The 14,880-nt window shown below is 67.7% G+C and carries 18 protein-coding genes and 1 tRNA gene; 7 read left to right on the forward strand and 12 right to left on the reverse strand.

Annotated elements, in window-relative coordinates:
- The first annotated feature begins 1 nt into the window (after position 1).
- From AC5JBD_RS16110 to AC5JBD_RS16125, 4 genes are all read left to right on the forward strand, one after another.
- Positions 2-1,405 (forward strand): FAD-binding oxidoreductase, encoded by a 1,404-nt coding sequence (locus AC5JBD_RS16110; RefSeq protein WP_495722842.1) that lies wholly within the window; start codon positions 2-4, stop codon positions 1,403-1,405.
- 2 nt (positions 1,406-1,407) lie between these two features.
- Positions 1,408-2,721 carry an MFS transporter gene (locus AC5JBD_RS16115; protein ID WP_495722843.1) on the forward strand — a complete coding sequence of 438 codons (1,314 nt, stop codon included), beginning with the start codon at positions 1,408-1,410 and terminating at the stop codon, positions 2,719-2,721.
- Positions 2,722-2,788: 67 nt separating this feature from the next.
- Positions 2,789-3,571: a helix-turn-helix transcriptional regulator gene (locus AC5JBD_RS16120; protein ID WP_495722844.1), complete on the forward strand. Its 783-nt coding sequence runs from the start codon at positions 2,789-2,791 to the stop codon at positions 3,569-3,571.
- A gap of 14 nt (positions 3,572-3,585) precedes the next feature.
- Positions 3,586-4,287, forward strand: coding sequence for a FadR/GntR family transcriptional regulator (locus AC5JBD_RS16125; RefSeq protein ID WP_495722845.1), 702 nt, complete (start codon positions 3,586-3,588; stop codon positions 4,285-4,287).
- Positions 4,288-4,421: 134 nt separating this feature from the next.
- Here AC5JBD_RS16125 and AC5JBD_RS16130 read toward each other — a convergent pair.
- Both AC5JBD_RS16130 and AC5JBD_RS16135 read right to left on the reverse strand, forming a co-directional pair.
- A tRNA-Ser gene (locus AC5JBD_RS16130) sits at positions 4,422-4,512 on the reverse strand.
- Between the two features lie 50 nt (positions 4,513-4,562).
- Positions 4,563-4,850, reverse strand: a complete 288-nt coding sequence (locus AC5JBD_RS16135) for a 4a-hydroxytetrahydrobiopterin dehydratase (protein ID WP_495722846.1) — start codon at positions 4,848-4,850, stop codon at positions 4,563-4,565.
- A gap of 53 nt (positions 4,851-4,903) precedes the next feature.
- Between AC5JBD_RS16135 and AC5JBD_RS16140 the strand changes: the two genes are divergently transcribed.
- From AC5JBD_RS16140 to AC5JBD_RS16150, 3 genes are read left to right on the forward strand one after another with little or no spacing between them, the layout of a single operon-like run.
- The gene (locus AC5JBD_RS16140) at positions 4,904-5,305 is read left to right on the forward strand and encodes a metallopeptidase family protein (protein WP_495722847.1); all 402 of its coding nucleotides are present in this window, start codon (positions 4,904-4,906) and stop codon (positions 5,303-5,305) included.
- Entirely contained in the window at positions 5,302-5,874 is a 573-nt protein-coding gene (ccmA, locus tag AC5JBD_RS16145) for a heme ABC exporter ATP-binding protein CcmA (RefSeq protein WP_495722848.1), read from the forward strand. The genes AC5JBD_RS16140 and ccmA overlap by 4 nt, the downstream gene beginning before the upstream one ends.
- A complete protein-coding gene (locus tag AC5JBD_RS16150) occupies positions 5,871-6,512 on the forward strand; it encodes a heme exporter protein CcmB (RefSeq protein ID WP_495722849.1) in 642 nt (213 codons plus the stop codon). The genes ccmA and AC5JBD_RS16150 overlap by 4 nt, the downstream gene beginning before the upstream one ends.
- On the opposite strand, the gene AC5JBD_RS16155 is transcribed toward AC5JBD_RS16150, so the two are convergent.
- The 10 genes from AC5JBD_RS16155 to ctaD all read right to left on the reverse strand — a co-directional run bounded on the left by AC5JBD_RS16155 (position 6,509) and on the right by ctaD (position 14,880).
- Complete coding sequence (locus AC5JBD_RS16155; RefSeq protein ID WP_495722850.1) at positions 6,509-7,372, reverse strand: class I SAM-dependent methyltransferase; 864 nt, start codon at positions 7,370-7,372, stop codon at positions 6,509-6,511. The two genes, AC5JBD_RS16150 and AC5JBD_RS16155, sit on opposite strands and share 4 nt — an antisense overlap.
- A 46-nt stretch (positions 7,373-7,418) precedes the next feature.
- Complete coding sequence (locus AC5JBD_RS16160) at positions 7,419-8,054, reverse strand: PEPxxWA-CTERM sorting domain-containing protein (protein ID WP_495722851.1); 636 nt, start codon at positions 8,052-8,054, stop codon at positions 7,419-7,421.
- Positions 8,055-8,147: 93 nt separating this feature from the next.
- Entirely contained in the window at positions 8,148-9,374 is a 1,227-nt protein-coding gene (locus AC5JBD_RS16165; protein WP_495722852.1) for a M16 family metallopeptidase, read from the reverse strand.
- Positions 9,375-9,553: 179 nt separating this feature from the next.
- A complete protein-coding gene (locus AC5JBD_RS16170) occupies positions 9,554-10,168 on the reverse strand; it encodes an SURF1 family cytochrome oxidase biogenesis protein (protein ID WP_495722853.1) in 615 nt (204 codons plus the stop codon).
- The gene (locus AC5JBD_RS16175; RefSeq protein ID WP_495723003.1) at positions 10,168-10,542 is read right to left on the reverse strand and encodes a DUF983 domain-containing protein; all 375 of its coding nucleotides are present in this window, start codon (positions 10,540-10,542) and stop codon (positions 10,168-10,170) included. Before AC5JBD_RS16175 ends, AC5JBD_RS16170 begins: the two co-directional genes overlap by 1 nt.
- Positions 10,535-11,350, reverse strand: coding sequence for a cytochrome c oxidase subunit 3 (locus tag AC5JBD_RS16180; protein WP_495722854.1), 816 nt, complete (start codon positions 11,348-11,350; stop codon positions 10,535-10,537). The genes AC5JBD_RS16175 and AC5JBD_RS16180 overlap by 8 nt, the downstream gene beginning before the upstream one ends.
- A 118-nt stretch (positions 11,351-11,468) precedes the next feature.
- Positions 11,469-12,023: a cytochrome c oxidase assembly protein gene (locus tag AC5JBD_RS16185; protein WP_495722855.1), complete on the reverse strand. Its 555-nt coding sequence runs from the start codon at positions 12,021-12,023 to the stop codon at positions 11,469-11,471.
- The gene (locus AC5JBD_RS16190) at positions 12,020-12,148 is read right to left on the reverse strand and encodes a cytochrome c oxidase system small membrane protein (RefSeq protein ID WP_495722856.1); all 129 of its coding nucleotides are present in this window, start codon (positions 12,146-12,148) and stop codon (positions 12,020-12,022) included. Before AC5JBD_RS16190 ends, AC5JBD_RS16185 begins: the two co-directional genes overlap by 4 nt.
- Complete coding sequence (locus AC5JBD_RS16195; RefSeq protein WP_495722857.1) at positions 12,145-13,056, reverse strand: heme o synthase; 912 nt, start codon at positions 13,054-13,056, stop codon at positions 12,145-12,147. The genes AC5JBD_RS16190 and AC5JBD_RS16195 overlap by 4 nt, the downstream gene beginning before the upstream one ends.
- Positions 13,057-13,182: 126 nt before the next feature.
- The gene (gene ctaD / locus AC5JBD_RS16200; RefSeq protein ID WP_495722858.1) at positions 13,183-14,880 is read right to left on the reverse strand and encodes a cytochrome c oxidase subunit I; all 1,698 of its coding nucleotides are present in this window, start codon (positions 14,878-14,880) and stop codon (positions 13,183-13,185) included.

Below are 14,880 nucleotides of genomic sequence, written 5' to 3' on the forward strand. Positions count from 1 at the left end.
GATGGGCGCGGCCTTCATCCAGGCCGATCGCAAGCCGCTGGCGCCGGATTTCGTCGAAGGGCTGAAAAGTCTGTTCGGCGACCGGCTCCACCTGGGCGAGGCGATGCGGCTCCAGCACGGCAGCAGCGAAACGCATTTCGCACCGATGCCGCCGGACGCAGTCGTCTTCGCCCGGTCGACCGAGGACGTCGTCGCGCTGGTCAAGCTCTGCACCCTTCATGAGGTGCCGCTGATCCCGTTCGGCGCCGGCACTTCGGTCGAGGGCAACACGCTGGCGGTGCGGGGCGGTGTCAGCCTCGATCTCAGCGAGATGAATGCAATCATCGAGGTCAATGCCGAGGATCTGGACTGCACCGTCCAGGCCGGCATGCGGCGCGAGCAGCTCAACGAATATCTGCGCGACCAGGGGCTGTTCTTCCCGATCGATCCCGGCGCCAACGCGACCATAGGCGGCATGGCCTCCACCCGCGCGTCCGGCACCAATGCCGTCCGCTACGGCACGATGCGCGAGGCGATCCTGAGCCTTCGCGTGGTGACGCCGGACGGGCGGGACATCCGCACCAGCCGCCGCGCCCGCAAGTCCGCTGCCGGCTACGATCTCACTCGGCTGATGATCGGCTCGGAAGGCACGCTCGGCATCATCACAGAGGTCACGCTCCGCCTGCACGGCATTCCGGAGCAGATCTCTTCCGCCGTCTGCGGCTTCGAGACGCTGGGCGGCGCGGTCGACACCGTCGTCCAGGCGATCCAGCTCGGGGTCCCGCTGGCTCGGGTCGAGATCCTCGACGACATGCAGATCCGGGCGGTCAACCGCTACTCCAAGCTCGATCTGCCGGAGGTCACCACCTTGTTCTTCGAGTTTCATGGCTCGCCGGGACATGTCGCCGAGCAGATCGAGACGGTGGGCGAGCTGGCGGCGGCGAATGGCGGCGGCCAGTTCAACTGGTCCAACCTGCCGGAGGAGCGCTCGCGCCTCTGGAAGGCGCGGCACGAAGCCTATTACGCCGCCGTCAACCTGCGGGCCGGTGCGATCGGCTGGGCAACCGACGTGTGCGTGCCGATCAGCCGGCTCGCCGAGTGCATCGGCGAGACCAAGCGGGACCTCGAAGGCTGCAGCGTCCCGGCGACGATCCTCGGCCATGTCGGCGATGGGAATTTCCATGTCGTCTTCTCGATCGACCCGAAGGCACCCCATGAAATGAACGAGGTGGAGGTCCTGAACGCCCGTCTCGTCGAGCGCGCGCTTGCCATGGACGGCACCTGCACCGGCGAGCACGGCATCGGTCTCGGCAAGCAGAAATGGCTCGCCGCCGAGCTCGGTGACGCGGTCGAGATGATGCGCACGATCAAGCGCGCGCTGGACCCCAAGGACCTGTTCAACCCCGGCAAGATCTTCGCGCTGTGACGATGGCAACCAGCTACGCCCCGCCGGCGCCCGCCGCTTCGCCTTCGCTGCAGCGGTCGCTCTTCCCGCTCATCGCGATCGCGCTGGCCACGGCGGCCGGTTTCACGATGATGGGCTCGTTCAGCACGGTCCAGGAAGCGGCGAAGGCCGAGATGGGCCTCAGCGATGCCGTGCTCGGCCTGATCCAGGGGGTCAGTGCGGCAGTCCCGCTGGTGCTCTTCTCCATCCCGATCGGCATCCTCGTCGACCGCACCAACCGGATGCGGCTGATGATCGCTCTCGCGCTCGTCTGGACGCTCGGCACGGCGGTAACCGCGATTGCCGAGAGCGTGCCGATCCTCTTCCTCGGGCGAATGCTGGCCGGCATCGGCACGACCGGTGCCCTGACCGCCGGATTGTCGCTCTCCGCCGACCTCTGCACCCCGGTGGAGCGCGGGCGGGCGCTGCTCATCATCACGCTTGGCAAGTCGCTGGGGCAAGCGGCTGCCTTCACGCTGGTCGGCTGGTTCTTCGGCCTGTTCGTGCACCAGGCGGCGCCGGCCTGGTTCGGCGGCATGGAGCCGTGGCGTGCGACCCATCTTGCGCTCGCGCTCGCCAGCCTGGCGATGATCCTGCCGCTCTTCTTCATGAAGGAGCCGCCGCGCCACGAAATCGAGGCCGGCCCGGGCGCGCCGTTCCGCACTGTCCTCGCCGAGCTCTGGGCGCGCCGCGCCTTCCTGATCCCGCTCTTCGCAGGCCAGGTGACCGTCGTGATGGCCGATGCCGCCGCAGCGATCTGGGCGGCGCCGGTGCTGACCCGCAATTTCGGACAGCAGCCGGAACAGTTCGCAGGCTGGATGGGCGCGATCATGCTGTCCACCGGCGTAGTCGGCGCAATCCTGGGCGGTATCGCAGCCGATCTCGGCCAGAAGAGCGGCCGGCGCGGCGGCCTGCTGATCGGCGCGGTGGTCGCTGCAGTGCTCGCCATCCCCGCCGCGCTGTTCCCGATTGCGCCGGATACCACCTTCTTCGCCATCGCCTTGGGCGCACTCGTCCTGTGCGGCACCATCACCGGCCTCGTCACCTCAGTGGCTTTGACGGTGTTCATCCCGAACGAGCTCCGGGGCCTGTGCATCGGCGGCTTCATCGCGATCGCCGGCCTGATCGGCTTCGGCATCGCGCCGAGCCTCGTCACCTGGGTCAGCAGCCTGCTCGGCGGCGAGCAGCATTTGGCCTCAGCACTCGCCGGCGTGGCGGTGGTGGTCAGCATCGTGTCGCTGTTTGCCTTCATCATCGCGATGCGAAACGCGCCGGACGGCACCGGAGAACCTGTCTGATAGCTGTTGCTTCGGCTATCAGACAGGTATATGACAGCTCCAGCTTCCAGCATAGGAAGGTGGAGAGATGTCGATCCCGCAGCCAGGCTGTCGCAGCCTGATCCAAGTGTCGCATGAGATGGTCGCGTTGATCGGACGCGGCCCGGTCGAGCCGTTGCTCTGGCCGGAGGGTTCGGTTGCCTTCGCGTTCGAGCTGTCGGACCCGGAGGGCAGCGCCACCGTCGTTTACATCGGCGATCCCGAGCCGACCGCGGTGGAAGCGCTCGACGCCCAGTTGATCCTGATCGTCACCCGGCTCGCGTGCCGCCGCCTCTTCACCGCGCTCCCCGAGCATGAAGGCGTGTTTCACATCCCGCCGAATCTTCGGTCGATCGCCGGCGCTATCCTGCACTGCGCTCTCCCCGAGCCGGCGCGCACCACTTTGCGGCTCGCCAAGTCGATCGAGCTGCTCTGCGAGACCTTCCTCCTGCTCCAGCAGGACATGCTCATTCCCGCCGCCCGCGACGCGCAACTCTCCTACCGCGACTGCGAGCGCATCCGCAGCGCACGCCGCCTGATCGAGACGCGATGGAACGAGAAGCTGACGCTCGATTCCATCGCGTCCGCCTGTGGCCTCAACCGCAGCAAGCTCGCCCGCGGCTTCCGCGACATGTTCAATCAGAGCGTCGCCACCCTCATCGCCGAGCACCGCCTCGGTGAGGCGCGGCAGATGCTGACGGCCACCGACCTGCCTGTCTCTGCGATCGGCTATCGCTGCGGCTATCTCAACAATGCCGCCTTCACACGCGCCTTTTCCCGGCGCTACGGAGTGGCGCCGTCGAGCTTCCGCGCCGCGGCGCTGGCGGCCTGACCGAAGAGGATCTTATGGCGACCCGAGCGAGCGACGGCCCCTCCCTGGTGCACCAGGCGGCACAGGCGGTCCGCGACCACATCAAGTCCAACGACCTCAAGGTCGGCGACACCCTGCCCGCCGAGGGCCATTTCGCAGGCGTGCTGGGCGTCAGCCGCCCGGTCATGCGCGAGGCGTTCAAGACCCTGTCCGCGCTGAAGCTGATCGACGTCGGCAACGGCCGCCGCGCAAGGGTGGGCGCGATCGACGGCTCGGTCATGGCAACCTCGCTCGATCACGCCGTCGCCACCGCCCAGGTTTCGATCCGCGAGGTCTGGGACGTGCGCCGCACCCTGGAACTGCGCACCGCCGAGCTCGCCGCCACGGAACGCACCGACCGGGAGGCGGCCGAGATCGTCCGCCTCGCCAACGGCATTGCCGAAGCGGGCGACGACCTGGCGTTGCGCACGGGCCACGACCTCGCTTTCCATGCCGCCATTGCCGGCGCCTCGCACAACGTGCTCTTCCTGCAGATCGTCCGCGCCTTCGCGCCGATGATGGAGATCGCCATCCCCGCCGCCTGGCACACCCGCAAGGCCGAGGTCGAACGAGAACGCATTTCCCACCTCCACCAGACGCTGGCTGAGGCCATCGCCGACCGCGACGCCGCGGCTGCCCGCACTGCGATGGACGCCCATTTCGACGCCAGCATCCGCGATCAGCTCGCGGCATCGTGACGCAGCCTCGCGGGCCTGACCGCCTGTGACGCTTGCTCTCGCCTGGGTGGCGCGACCGAAGACCTTACCGCGATAATCACCGGAAGCCCTAGGGGTGGCTCTGCGGAATGAGATACTCGAAGAGTCGAGCACGGTGGCGGAGCGGGAGGGATTCGAACCCTCGATACGGTTTTGCCGTATACTCACTTTCCAGGCGAGCGCCTTCGACCACTCGGCCACCGCTCCGCATGCGCTGGAAAGAGCGCCCTCTAGTCAGCCCAGGCGCCGAGGGCAAGCTACCCCACGAATGCGTCGATCCGCCTGGCGAACTGCACGTCCTTCGCGGTGAGGCCGCCGGCATCGTGGGTGGTGAGGAGGATGTCCACGCGGCTCCAGACGTTCTTCCACTCCGGATGGTGATCGGCCTGCTCGGCGGCGAGCGCCACGCGGGTCATGAAGGCGAAGGCCTCGCTGAAGTCGCGGAAGCGGAACGTCCGGGCGATGCCGTCCCGTGCCTCGTCCCAGGTCCAGCCGGAGAGATCGGCGAGCGCCGCCTGCCGTTCCTCGGCGGTGAGCCTGGCCATCCGATCCCTCCCTTGCTGGCGCCGCGCGCGGTTCCGGCTTATGTCGCCCCTTGATGACCCGCGGTCAAACCTTCGCGCCCGACGCGGCGACGATCGAGCGGCTCGCCGAGGCGGCGATCGCCGCGCTGCCGGAGCATTTCCGCCGGCACTTGGACGGCGTCGTGCTGCGGGTCGACGAATTCGCCGACGATGAGGTGCTGGCCGGGTTCGGGATCGAGGATCCGTTCGAACTGAGCGGCCTCTACACCGGCCGGCCCGTCGGCGAGCAATCGTCGATGCTGTCGGGCGAGCTGCCGGCGATGATCCACCTCTACCGCCGCCCCCTGCTCGACGAATGGGCGGAGACCGGCGTCAGCCTGGAAGAGCTCGTCACCCACGTCATCGTGCACGAGGCGGGGCATCATTTCGGCTTTTCCGACGAGGACATGCACGCGCTCGAGGACGCCGCCGATTGAGCGCCCTGCTCGAGCTCAAGGACATCGCCCTGATCCGCGGCGGACGGCTGCTGTTCGAAGGCGTGAGCCTGGCGCTCGATCCGGGCGGAGCGGCGGTGATCAGCGGCCCGAACGGGGTCGGCAAGTCGAGCCTGATGCGGACCGCGGCCGGTCTCCTGCACGGCAGCGCGGGCGAGGTGAGACGCGGCGCAGCGGCCGCCTTGGCCGATGAGAGCGCCGCGCTCGACGAGCGGCTGACGCTCGGCCGGGCCCTCGATTTCTGGGCGCGGCTGGACGGCAGGGACTCCCCCGCCGGAATGGAGCCGATGGGCATCGCCCATCTCGCCGACGTGCCGGTGCGGATGCTCTCGACCGGGCAGCGGAAGCGGGCGACGCTGGCGCGGGTGATCGCCTCCGGCGCGCCGCTCTGGCTGCTCGACGAGCCGGCCAACGGACTGGATGCGGAGGGCCAGGAGCGCCTCGCCGCGGCCATGGCCGCGCACCGGGAAGGGGGCGGCGCCGTGCTCGCCGCCACCCACCAGCCGATCGGCCTCAACGACCCGGCATCGATCAGGCTGGGGACGGCATGACGTCGCTGATCCTGCGCGAGCTGAGGCTGGCGGCGACCGGCGGCAACGCGCTGCTGCCGCTCATCTTCTTCCTGCTCGTGGCGACCCTGTTCCCCTTCGCCGTCGGCCCTGATGGACCATTGCTCGCCCGTACCGGCGGCGGCGCGCTCTGGATGGCGGCTTTGCTGGCGGCCTTGCTCCCGGTCGACCGGCTCGTGGACCCGGACCGCGCCAGCGGCGTGCTGGATCAGCTAGCCGTCCGCGGCATCGGCGAGGAGACGGTGGCGCTGGCGAAGCTCGTCGGGCATTGGCTGAGCTTCGGGCCGCCTTTGATGCTCGCGGCGGTCCCGGCCGCGGCGCTGATGAAGCTGCCGCAGGAGGTGCTGTTCAGGCTCGAGCTGGGGCTGCTGGTCGGAACGCCCGGCCTAGCCGCCCTCACCCTGATGGTGAGCGCCCTCACCGCCGGCCTGCGCACCACCGGCGCCCTCGCCGGCCTGCTCATGCTGCCGCTCGCCGTGCCGCTGCTGATCTTCGGCGCGGGGATGATCGAACAGGGGCTGGAGACGGGCGCGGTGAAGCTGCTCGGCGCGGTGTCGCTGCTGTTCGTGGCGGCCGCGCCCTTCGCAGCCGGCGCGGCGATCCGCGCAACGCGGGACTAGCAGTTCCACCTGGCGAAGATGGCGGTGGGCAGCAGCAGCCCCCTCGCCTCCTCCCGCACCGCCATGTCGCCGCACTCGATCGTGCCGCCGAGATCGCCCAGCAGCTGGTTCAGCAGCTCGCCCACCGCCAGTGCCGACATGCGCACGGCATAGACGGTGAGGACGAGGAAGCGGCTATTCTCGTCGAGCAGCCTGCGGCAGTCGGCGACGAGCCCCGGCAGCCCCTCTTCCAGCCGCCACACCTCGCCCGCCGGTCCGCGGCCATATTTGGGCGGGTCGAGGATGATGCCGTCGTAGCGCCGACCCCGCCGCACCTCGCGCGCCACGAACTTGGCCGCATCCTCGACGATCCAGCGGATCGGCCGCTCGGCCATGCCGGCAAGCGCGGCATTCTCCTTGCCCGCCTCGACCGACTTCTTGGACGCATCGACATGAACCAGGCTCGCGCCCGCGGCCGACATCGCCAGCGTGCCCACGCCGGTATAGCCGAACAGATTGAGGGCCTCGGTGCCCTCCCCCAGCCGCTCGCGCATCCACGCCCATTGCGGCGCCATGTCCGGGAAGAAGGCGAGGTGGCGGAAGGGCGTCGCCTGCGCGCGAAAGCGCACATCCTGCCACGCCATCTCCCAACCCTCGCGCGGCACCGGGCGGTTGAACTTCCAGCGGCCGCCGCCTTCCTCGTCCGAGCCTGGAATGAACTCGCCGTCCGCGTCCCATTCCTCCAGCGCCGGCGCCCACATCGCCTGCGGCTCGGGTCGGATGAAGCTGTAGGGCCCGTAGCGCTCGAGCTTGCGGCCGTGACCGCAGTCCATCAGGCCGTAGTCGCCCCAAGGCTCGGCGATCAGGGTGGCTAGCTCCATGCGCGCCTCCCTAGGCGGGAAGGCGGCCGCAGCGCCACCCCGCCGATCAGGCGGTCGCGAGCGGTGGCGTGCCGATCCGCCGACGGCGCAGCGCTCCGCCGAGTACGCCGAAGCCGAAGATCATCGTCAGCCACGTCCCCGGCTCGGGCACGGCGGCCACGTTCTCGCTGATGGCGAAGGCGCCGCGATAGATGCCCAGATCCTCGGGATCGAACATGGTCGACCCGCTGATATGCCTCGCCTGAAAGCTGATCCCCGTAAAGGAGAAGGAAGTCGGCGTCAGATCGATCGGAGTGCCGAAGCAGATTGCATTCCCGCACGTGCCCGTCTGCACGGCCGGACCCTTATAATCGCCTTCGACACCGAGGAAGTTCCAGGTGACCTCGGTCAGGGCCGGACCTGCCGCCCGAAACAGACCCAACACCCACTCCCGGTCGGTCGAGTTGTCGCTCACATTGTTGAAGACGGTGAGTCGCCCCTCATTGGCGAAGGTGATGGTGCCATCGAGCATGCCGCCCGGCTCGAGCGTCACTGGGCCACCCGGCAGCGGCGCCACGAAATACCCGAACTGGTTGACATGGCCCGGATCGAGATCGATCTCGGCGACGTAGGTTGCCGCACCGGCTGCGGCAGGCGTCAGAAAGGCTGCCGCAGCGGCGGCAAGCGCGAAGATGCTCTTCATTGAAAATCCCCCCACGGCGTAATCGCCGCCGCCGCCCTGGCCACGGATGCCGCAGCGGCAATGCCGCCGCGACCAAGCCGGCGTCGGCCGCGACTAAGCCGCCCTCACTGCCGGGAAGCCGATCGTGGCGCGGGCGCGGGGGCCGGCGAGCATCTTCGCGCCGGCCGCGCGCGCCTGTTCCAGGGTGACGGCTGCAAGCTCCGCCACCACCTCCACCGGGTCGACGAGCCGGCCATGAACCGAGAGCTGGCGCGCCACATAATGCGCCTGGCCCCAGGGGCTCTCCATCGACATCAGAAGGCCCGCGCGGGACTGGGTGCGGACGCGGTCGAGCTCGCGCTGGGTGAGCCCATCCGCCGCCTCGGCGAGCACGTCCTCGATCAGCTGCGCCGCCGCGGCCGATTGCCGCCGCGCGGTCGCCGCATAGATGGAGAGCAGGCCGACGTCGCGATAGGGCGAGAGGCTGGCATAGACGGTGTAGGCGAGGCCCCGCTCCTCGCGAAGCTGCTGGAACAGTCGCGAGGACATGCCGCCGCCGACCGCGTCGGCGAACAGGCGCGCGGCGAAATAATCGCCGTCGAGCTGCGCCGGCCCGCGAAAGGCAAGCGCGAGATGCGCCTGATCAGATGACGTGCGGCCGACCCGGTCGCCGCCGGTGAAGCGCGCCGGCTCTGCAGTATCTATGGCATCGGTCGGCAGCCCGTCGAAATGCTGCTCGGCCAGCGCGACGAGCGCGGCATGGTCGACCTTCCCGGCAGCGACCAGCGCAAGGCTGCCGGTGCAATACTGGCTCCGGCGCCACTCGTGCAGGTCGTCGACGGTGATCGCCGCGATGCTCGCCTCGTCACCCAACACCGAGCGGCCGAGCGGCTGCTCGGCGAAGGCGGCCGCCCAGAGGTCGTCGAAGATGATGTCGTTGGGCGTGTCGCGCGCCTCGCCCAGCTCCTGCAGGACCACGTCCTTCTCGCGCTCGAGCTCGGCCGGCGCGAAGAGCGGGCGCAGGATCATGTCGGCGATCAGCTCGACGCCGAGCGGGATATGCTCGGCCATGACCGAGGCCATGAAGCTGGTGCCGTCGCGGTCGGTGGCGGCGTTGAGGTCGCCGCCGACATCCTCGATCGCCTCGCTGATTTCCCGCGCCGAGCGATTGCCCGCGCCCTTGAACACCATATGCTCGAACAGGTGAGCGATGCCGTTGACGCGCGCTGGCTCGTAGCGCGAGCCCGTATCGGCATAGAGTCCGACCGCCGCCGTCTCCATGCCCGGCATCTCGCGCGTCGCGACCTTGAGGCCGTTGGCCAGGGTAGTGAGCTGCATCATGAGGGCGGGATGTAGGCGCGGCTCAGGCGACGGGCAACTTTTCTCCCTCTCCCTTCGATGGGAGAGGTAGCGAGACTTGGCGGCTTTGCCGCCTAGTCGCAGCTAGGAGAGGGTGACACCGTCCGCGATTTTTCGACTGCGGTCTCACCCTCACCAACTCCGCCTAAGCTCCTTCGTCGCTAAGGCTTCGTATCCTCTCCCATCGAAGAGAGAGGGGATTTCTCCCTTCGTTTGCGCAGGGCAAGCACGTAGACCACAGCCGCGGCCGCGGCGAAGAAGAACCATTGCAGGGCATACATCAGGTGGTTGTTCGGCGTCGCTTCGGGCGAGGGCGCGGCGCTCGGCACCAGGCCGGGGGCCGCTTGCGAGGAGACGAGGCGGATCTCGTGCAGGCGGTCGGGTGCGATCACGCCGCTCACCGGCCCGCCCTTCCAGCCCGCTGGCGGGGCACTCGACGTGGACCAGCCCATGTCGACCTGCATTCCCGGCCCCTCGAGACCGCCGGTGCGGCACGACACGATATGGCTCCAGCCGGTCTCATCCTTTGTGTTTCGGCCGGCAACGGAGCGCCAGCCGAGCGGCTGCAGGCAGAAGCCGGTGGCGCGGCGGTAGAGGAGCTTGTCGTCCTCGCGCGGCACGGTCGGAAAGGCGACCGGCGGCAAGGTGGATGCGGCGCGATATTGGGCGATCAGCGCCTCCTTCTCGCCCTTGCGCTGCAGCTGCCAGATGCCGAGACCGATCATCACCGCCACTGCGGCCGCAACGACGATGGTGGGAACGAGCGGAAAGCGCATCACCCCTCCCTAACCCGCCCCTCCCGGGCGCTGTTCCGATATTCGGCAGAGATCAGCATGCCCTTGGCGATGCGCAGTGTCCCGATCACGGCGACTATGGAAAGCGGCAGCCAAAGCAGGATGTGCACCCAGAATGGCGGTTCGGCCGCGAGCTCGAGCGCGATCGCCAGCCCCGTGACCAGTGCGCCGACGATCAAGGTCAGGAAGGCGGCCGGTCCATCCCCGACATTGAAGGCGGAAAGATCGAGCTGGCAGGCCCGGCACCTCGGCGCGAAGCGTGCGACGCCGTCGAACAGGGTGGCGGCGCCGCATCTCGGGCAGAGCCCCCGCAGGCCGACCTGCAGGGGCGTCGGCCCGGTCTTCGGATCAATGATATTCGGCGCCCCAGCCGCCCCAGACGTAGATCGCCAGGAACAGGAACAGCCACACCACGTCGACGAAATGCCAATACCAGGCCGCCGCCTCGAAGCCGAAATGCTGGCGGGGCGTGAAATGGCCCTTGTACGACCGCACCAGGCAGACGATCAGAAAGATCGTCCCAATGATGACGTGGAAGCCGTGGAAGCCCGTCGCCATGAAGAAGGCCGACGTGTAGATATTGTCGGCAAAGCCGAACGGCGCGTGGGCATATTCATAGGCCTGGATGGCGCTGAACAGCAGGCCGAGGCCGATCGTGGCCCACAGGCCCTTCTTCAGCCCCTCGCGGTCGCCGTGGATCAGCGCATGGTGCGCCCAGGTCACGGTGGTGCCCGAGCAGAGCAGGATCAGCGTGTTGAGCAGCGGATAGCCGAACGGATCGAGGACGTGCATGCCCTCCGGCGGCCAGACGCCGCCGACGCTCTCGACCACGGGCGGGAACAGCGCCGCGTTGAAATAGGCCCAGAACCAGGCGACGAAGAACATCACCTCCGACGCAATGAACAGGATCATGCCGTAGCGCAGGTGGAGCTGCACGATCGGCGTGTGATCGCCCGCATGGGCTTCCCTGATCACGTCCACCCACCAGCTGAACATGACGAACAGGACGGCGATCAGGCCTGCGAAGAAGATCCATCCGCCCGACGGCTGGTCGTGCATCCACATGATCCCGCCGGCGGCCATGGCGAGCGCGGAGAAGCTGCCGATGAACGGCCAGATGCTCGGCGGCAGGATATGATATTGGTGGGTCTTCGCTCCAGCCATGTGACGGCGTTCCTCTTGTCTTTATCGTCACCCCGGCGAAGGCCGGGGTCTCAGCGGGTGAAAGGCTCGGGCCCTTCTCGCCCTGAGGTCCCGGCCTTCGCCGGGACGACGGGGTTCTCTAACTCTCGTTCTTGTCCGAATCCACCGGGTAAAAGGTGTAGCTCAGCGTGATCTCGTCGATCCGGCTCGCATCCGGATCCTCCATGATCTTCGGATCGACGAAATAAACGACCGGCATCCGCACCTCTTCGCCCGGCTTCAGCGTCTGCTCGTTGAAGCAGAAGCACTGGATCTTGCTGAAATACTGCCCCGCCTGCGCCGGCGTGACGTTGAAGGTGGCAGTGCCGGTAACCGGCCTGTCCCCCAGATTTTTCGCCGTGTAGAAGGCCATCTTGCGCGCGCCGACCGCCACCCGGTCGACATGCGCCTCCGGTTCGAACTGCCACGGCAGCGCCGAATTGGTGTTGGCGTCGAAGCGGACGCGAATGATCTTGCCCGTCGGCGCCAGCGCGCTTTCGACCTCGCTCGCGCGCATCGGGGTGCCGCCGAAGCCGGTCACCTGGCAGAACAGCCGGTAAAGCGGCACGCTGGCGAAGGCGAGGCCGACCATCGCGACCGCCAGCAAGGCCATGAGCGCCGCGGTGCGGCCGTTCCTCCTGGCCAGCGCGGTCATGACTGCGCGCTCATCTTGGCGATCGTGACGGCGAACATCAGCACGGCGAACAGGCCGAGCAATATGCCCATCACGAGCGCGCGGCTGCGCTGCCGCTTGCGGATCTGATCCTCGTCCGGGATCATGCCGGCAGCCATCGATCGAGGACGAGCGCGCCGAACAGCGCGAACAGATACAGGATCGAGAAGGCGAACAGCCTCTTCTCGGGCTTCATCTCCGCCGGCTCGGTCGCACGGTTGGCGAGCACCCGGAGCGAGAGCAGAAGGAAGGCGCCGCTGAGTGCCGCCGCTGCGAGACCGTAGAGCGCGCCGCCGAGGCCGAGCGGCCAGGGCGCGACGGCGGCCACGGCCATCGGCAGGGTGTAGAGCGCGATCTGCTGGCGGGTCACCTTCGGCCCGGAGACGACCGGCAGCATCGGCACGCCGGCATTGGCGTAATCGGAGCGGACGAACAGCGACAGCGCCCAGAAATGCGGCGGCGTCCACAGGAAGATGAGGGTGAAAAGCAACAGCGGCAGCAGAGTCACGTCGCCGGTCGCGGCGGCCCAGCCGATCACCGGCGGAAAGGCGCCGGCCGCGCCGCCGATGACGATGTTCTGCGGCGTCCGGCGCTTCAGCCAGACGGTGTAGACGAGCACGTAGAAGAGGATTGAGGCCGCAAGGATGCCGGCGGCCAGCCAGTTGGTCGCCACGCCCATCAGCAGCACCGAGAAGAAGGCGAGCCCGACGCCGAAATGGAGCGCCGCCTCCCGGTCCATGCGGCCGGCCGGAAGCGGCCGGTTGCGCGTCCGCTTCATCTGGGCGTCGAGATCGGCTTCGTACCACATGTTGAGCGCCGCCGCGGCGCCTGCGCCGAGCGCGATGCACAGGATTGCTGTGAAGGCGAGCACCGGATGGAGTTGCACCGGCGCCGCCAGCATGCCGGCAAGGCCGGTAAAGACGACGAGCGTCATCACCCGCGGCTTGGTCAGCGCCACGAAGTCCCGCCAGTCGGCGGGAAGGGCGGCGCCAGTGTTAAGTACAGTGCTGTTCATACCAACCACCGCTCGCCCTGAGCTTGTCGAAGGGCTGTCCTTCTTTTCAACGGGCTTCCGAAGAAAGACAGGGCTTCGACAAGCTCAGCCCGAGCGGATCTCCTTGTAATTGGACTCAGTCGCTCCTCAGTGCCGATCCGTGCCGCTGTCGATCACGGGCAGCGTCTCGAACTGGTGGAAGGGGGGCGGGCTGGTGAGGGTCCATTCCAGCGTCGTCGCGCCCTCGCCCCACGGATTGGGCGGAGTCTTCTTACCGAACATCAGCGACCACAGGATGTTCAGGAAGAAGAACAGCATGCCGGCCGCCATGATCATGTAGCCGGTGGTCGACCAGCCGTGCCAATGTGCGAAGGCGTCCGCATAATCGGGCACGCGGCGCTGCATGCCGTCAAGGCCGATGAAGTGCATCGGCATGAAGAGGATGTTCACGCCGACGAAGAACACCCAGAAGTGGAGCTGGCCGAGGAGCTCGTTATAGTCGCGGCCCCACATCTTGCCGAACCAGTAATAGAAGCCGCAGAACAGGCCGAACACGGCGCCCAGCGACAGCACATAGTGGAAGTGCGCGACGACGTAGTACGTGTCGTGCAGGTTGTTGTCGACGCCGCCATTGGCGAGGACGACGCCCGTCACGCCGCCGACCGTGAACATGAAGATGAACCCGATCGCCCACAGCATCGGCGTCTGGAACGACAGCGAGCCGCCCCACATCGTCGCGATCCAGGAGAAGATCTTGATGCCGGTCGGCACCGCGATCACCATCGTCGCCGCGGTGAAATACATCTTCGTGTTCACGTCCATGCCGACGGTGAACATATGGTGCGCCCAGACGATGAAGCCGATCACGCCGATCGCCACCATCGCATAGGCCATGCCGAGATAGCCGAAGACGGGCTTGCGGCTGAACGTCGCCACGACCTGGCTGACGATGCCGAAGCCCGGAAGGATCATGATGTAGACCTCCGGATGCCCGAAGAACCAGAAGAGGTGCTGGTAGAGGATCGGATCGCCGCCGCCCGACGCGTCGAAAAAGTGCGTGCCGAAATTGCGGTCGGTGAGCAGCATGGTGATCGCGCCGGCGAGCACCGGCAGCGCGAGCAGCAGCAGGAAGGCGGTGACCAGCACCGACCATACGAACAGCGGCATTTTGTGCAGGGTCATGCCCGGCGCCCGCATGTTGAAGATGGTGGTGATGAAGTTGATCGCGCCCAGGATCGACGACGCGCCCGCAAGGTGGAGCGACAGGATCGCCATGTCCACCGCCGGCCCCTGGGCGCCGCTGGTCGAGAGCGGCGCATAGACCGTCCAGCCGGTGCCGGCGCCGTGACCGGTGCCGCCGGGGACGAAGGACGAGCCGAGCAGCAGGATGAAAGCGGGAACGAGCAGCCAGAAGCTGATGTTGTTCATCCGCGGGAAGGCCATGTCGGGCGCCCCGATCATGATCGGCACGAACCAGTTGCCGAAGCCGCCGATCATCGCCGGCATCACCATGAAGAACACCATGATCAGGCCGTGCGCGGTGATCAGCACGTTCCACAGGTGCAGCGCCTCGTCGAAGCTGGCGGCGTCGCCGCCCAGCATACCGGTCCAGCCCTGGAGATACTGGATGCCCGGATCGGCAAGCTCCATCCGCATCATGCCGGAGATCGCGCCGCCGATGATGCCGGCGATGATCGCGAAGATCAGGTAGAGCGTGCCGATGTCCTTGTGGTTGGTGGACATGAACCAGCGCGCGAAGAAGCCGGGCTTGTGATCCGCGTCATGGTGCGCCTCATGGGCGTGGTGCGCCTCGAAATGGGCGGCGTTGGCGATGGTGTCGGTCAT

The sequence above is a fragment of the Allosphingosinicella sp. genome, assembly GCF_059502505.1.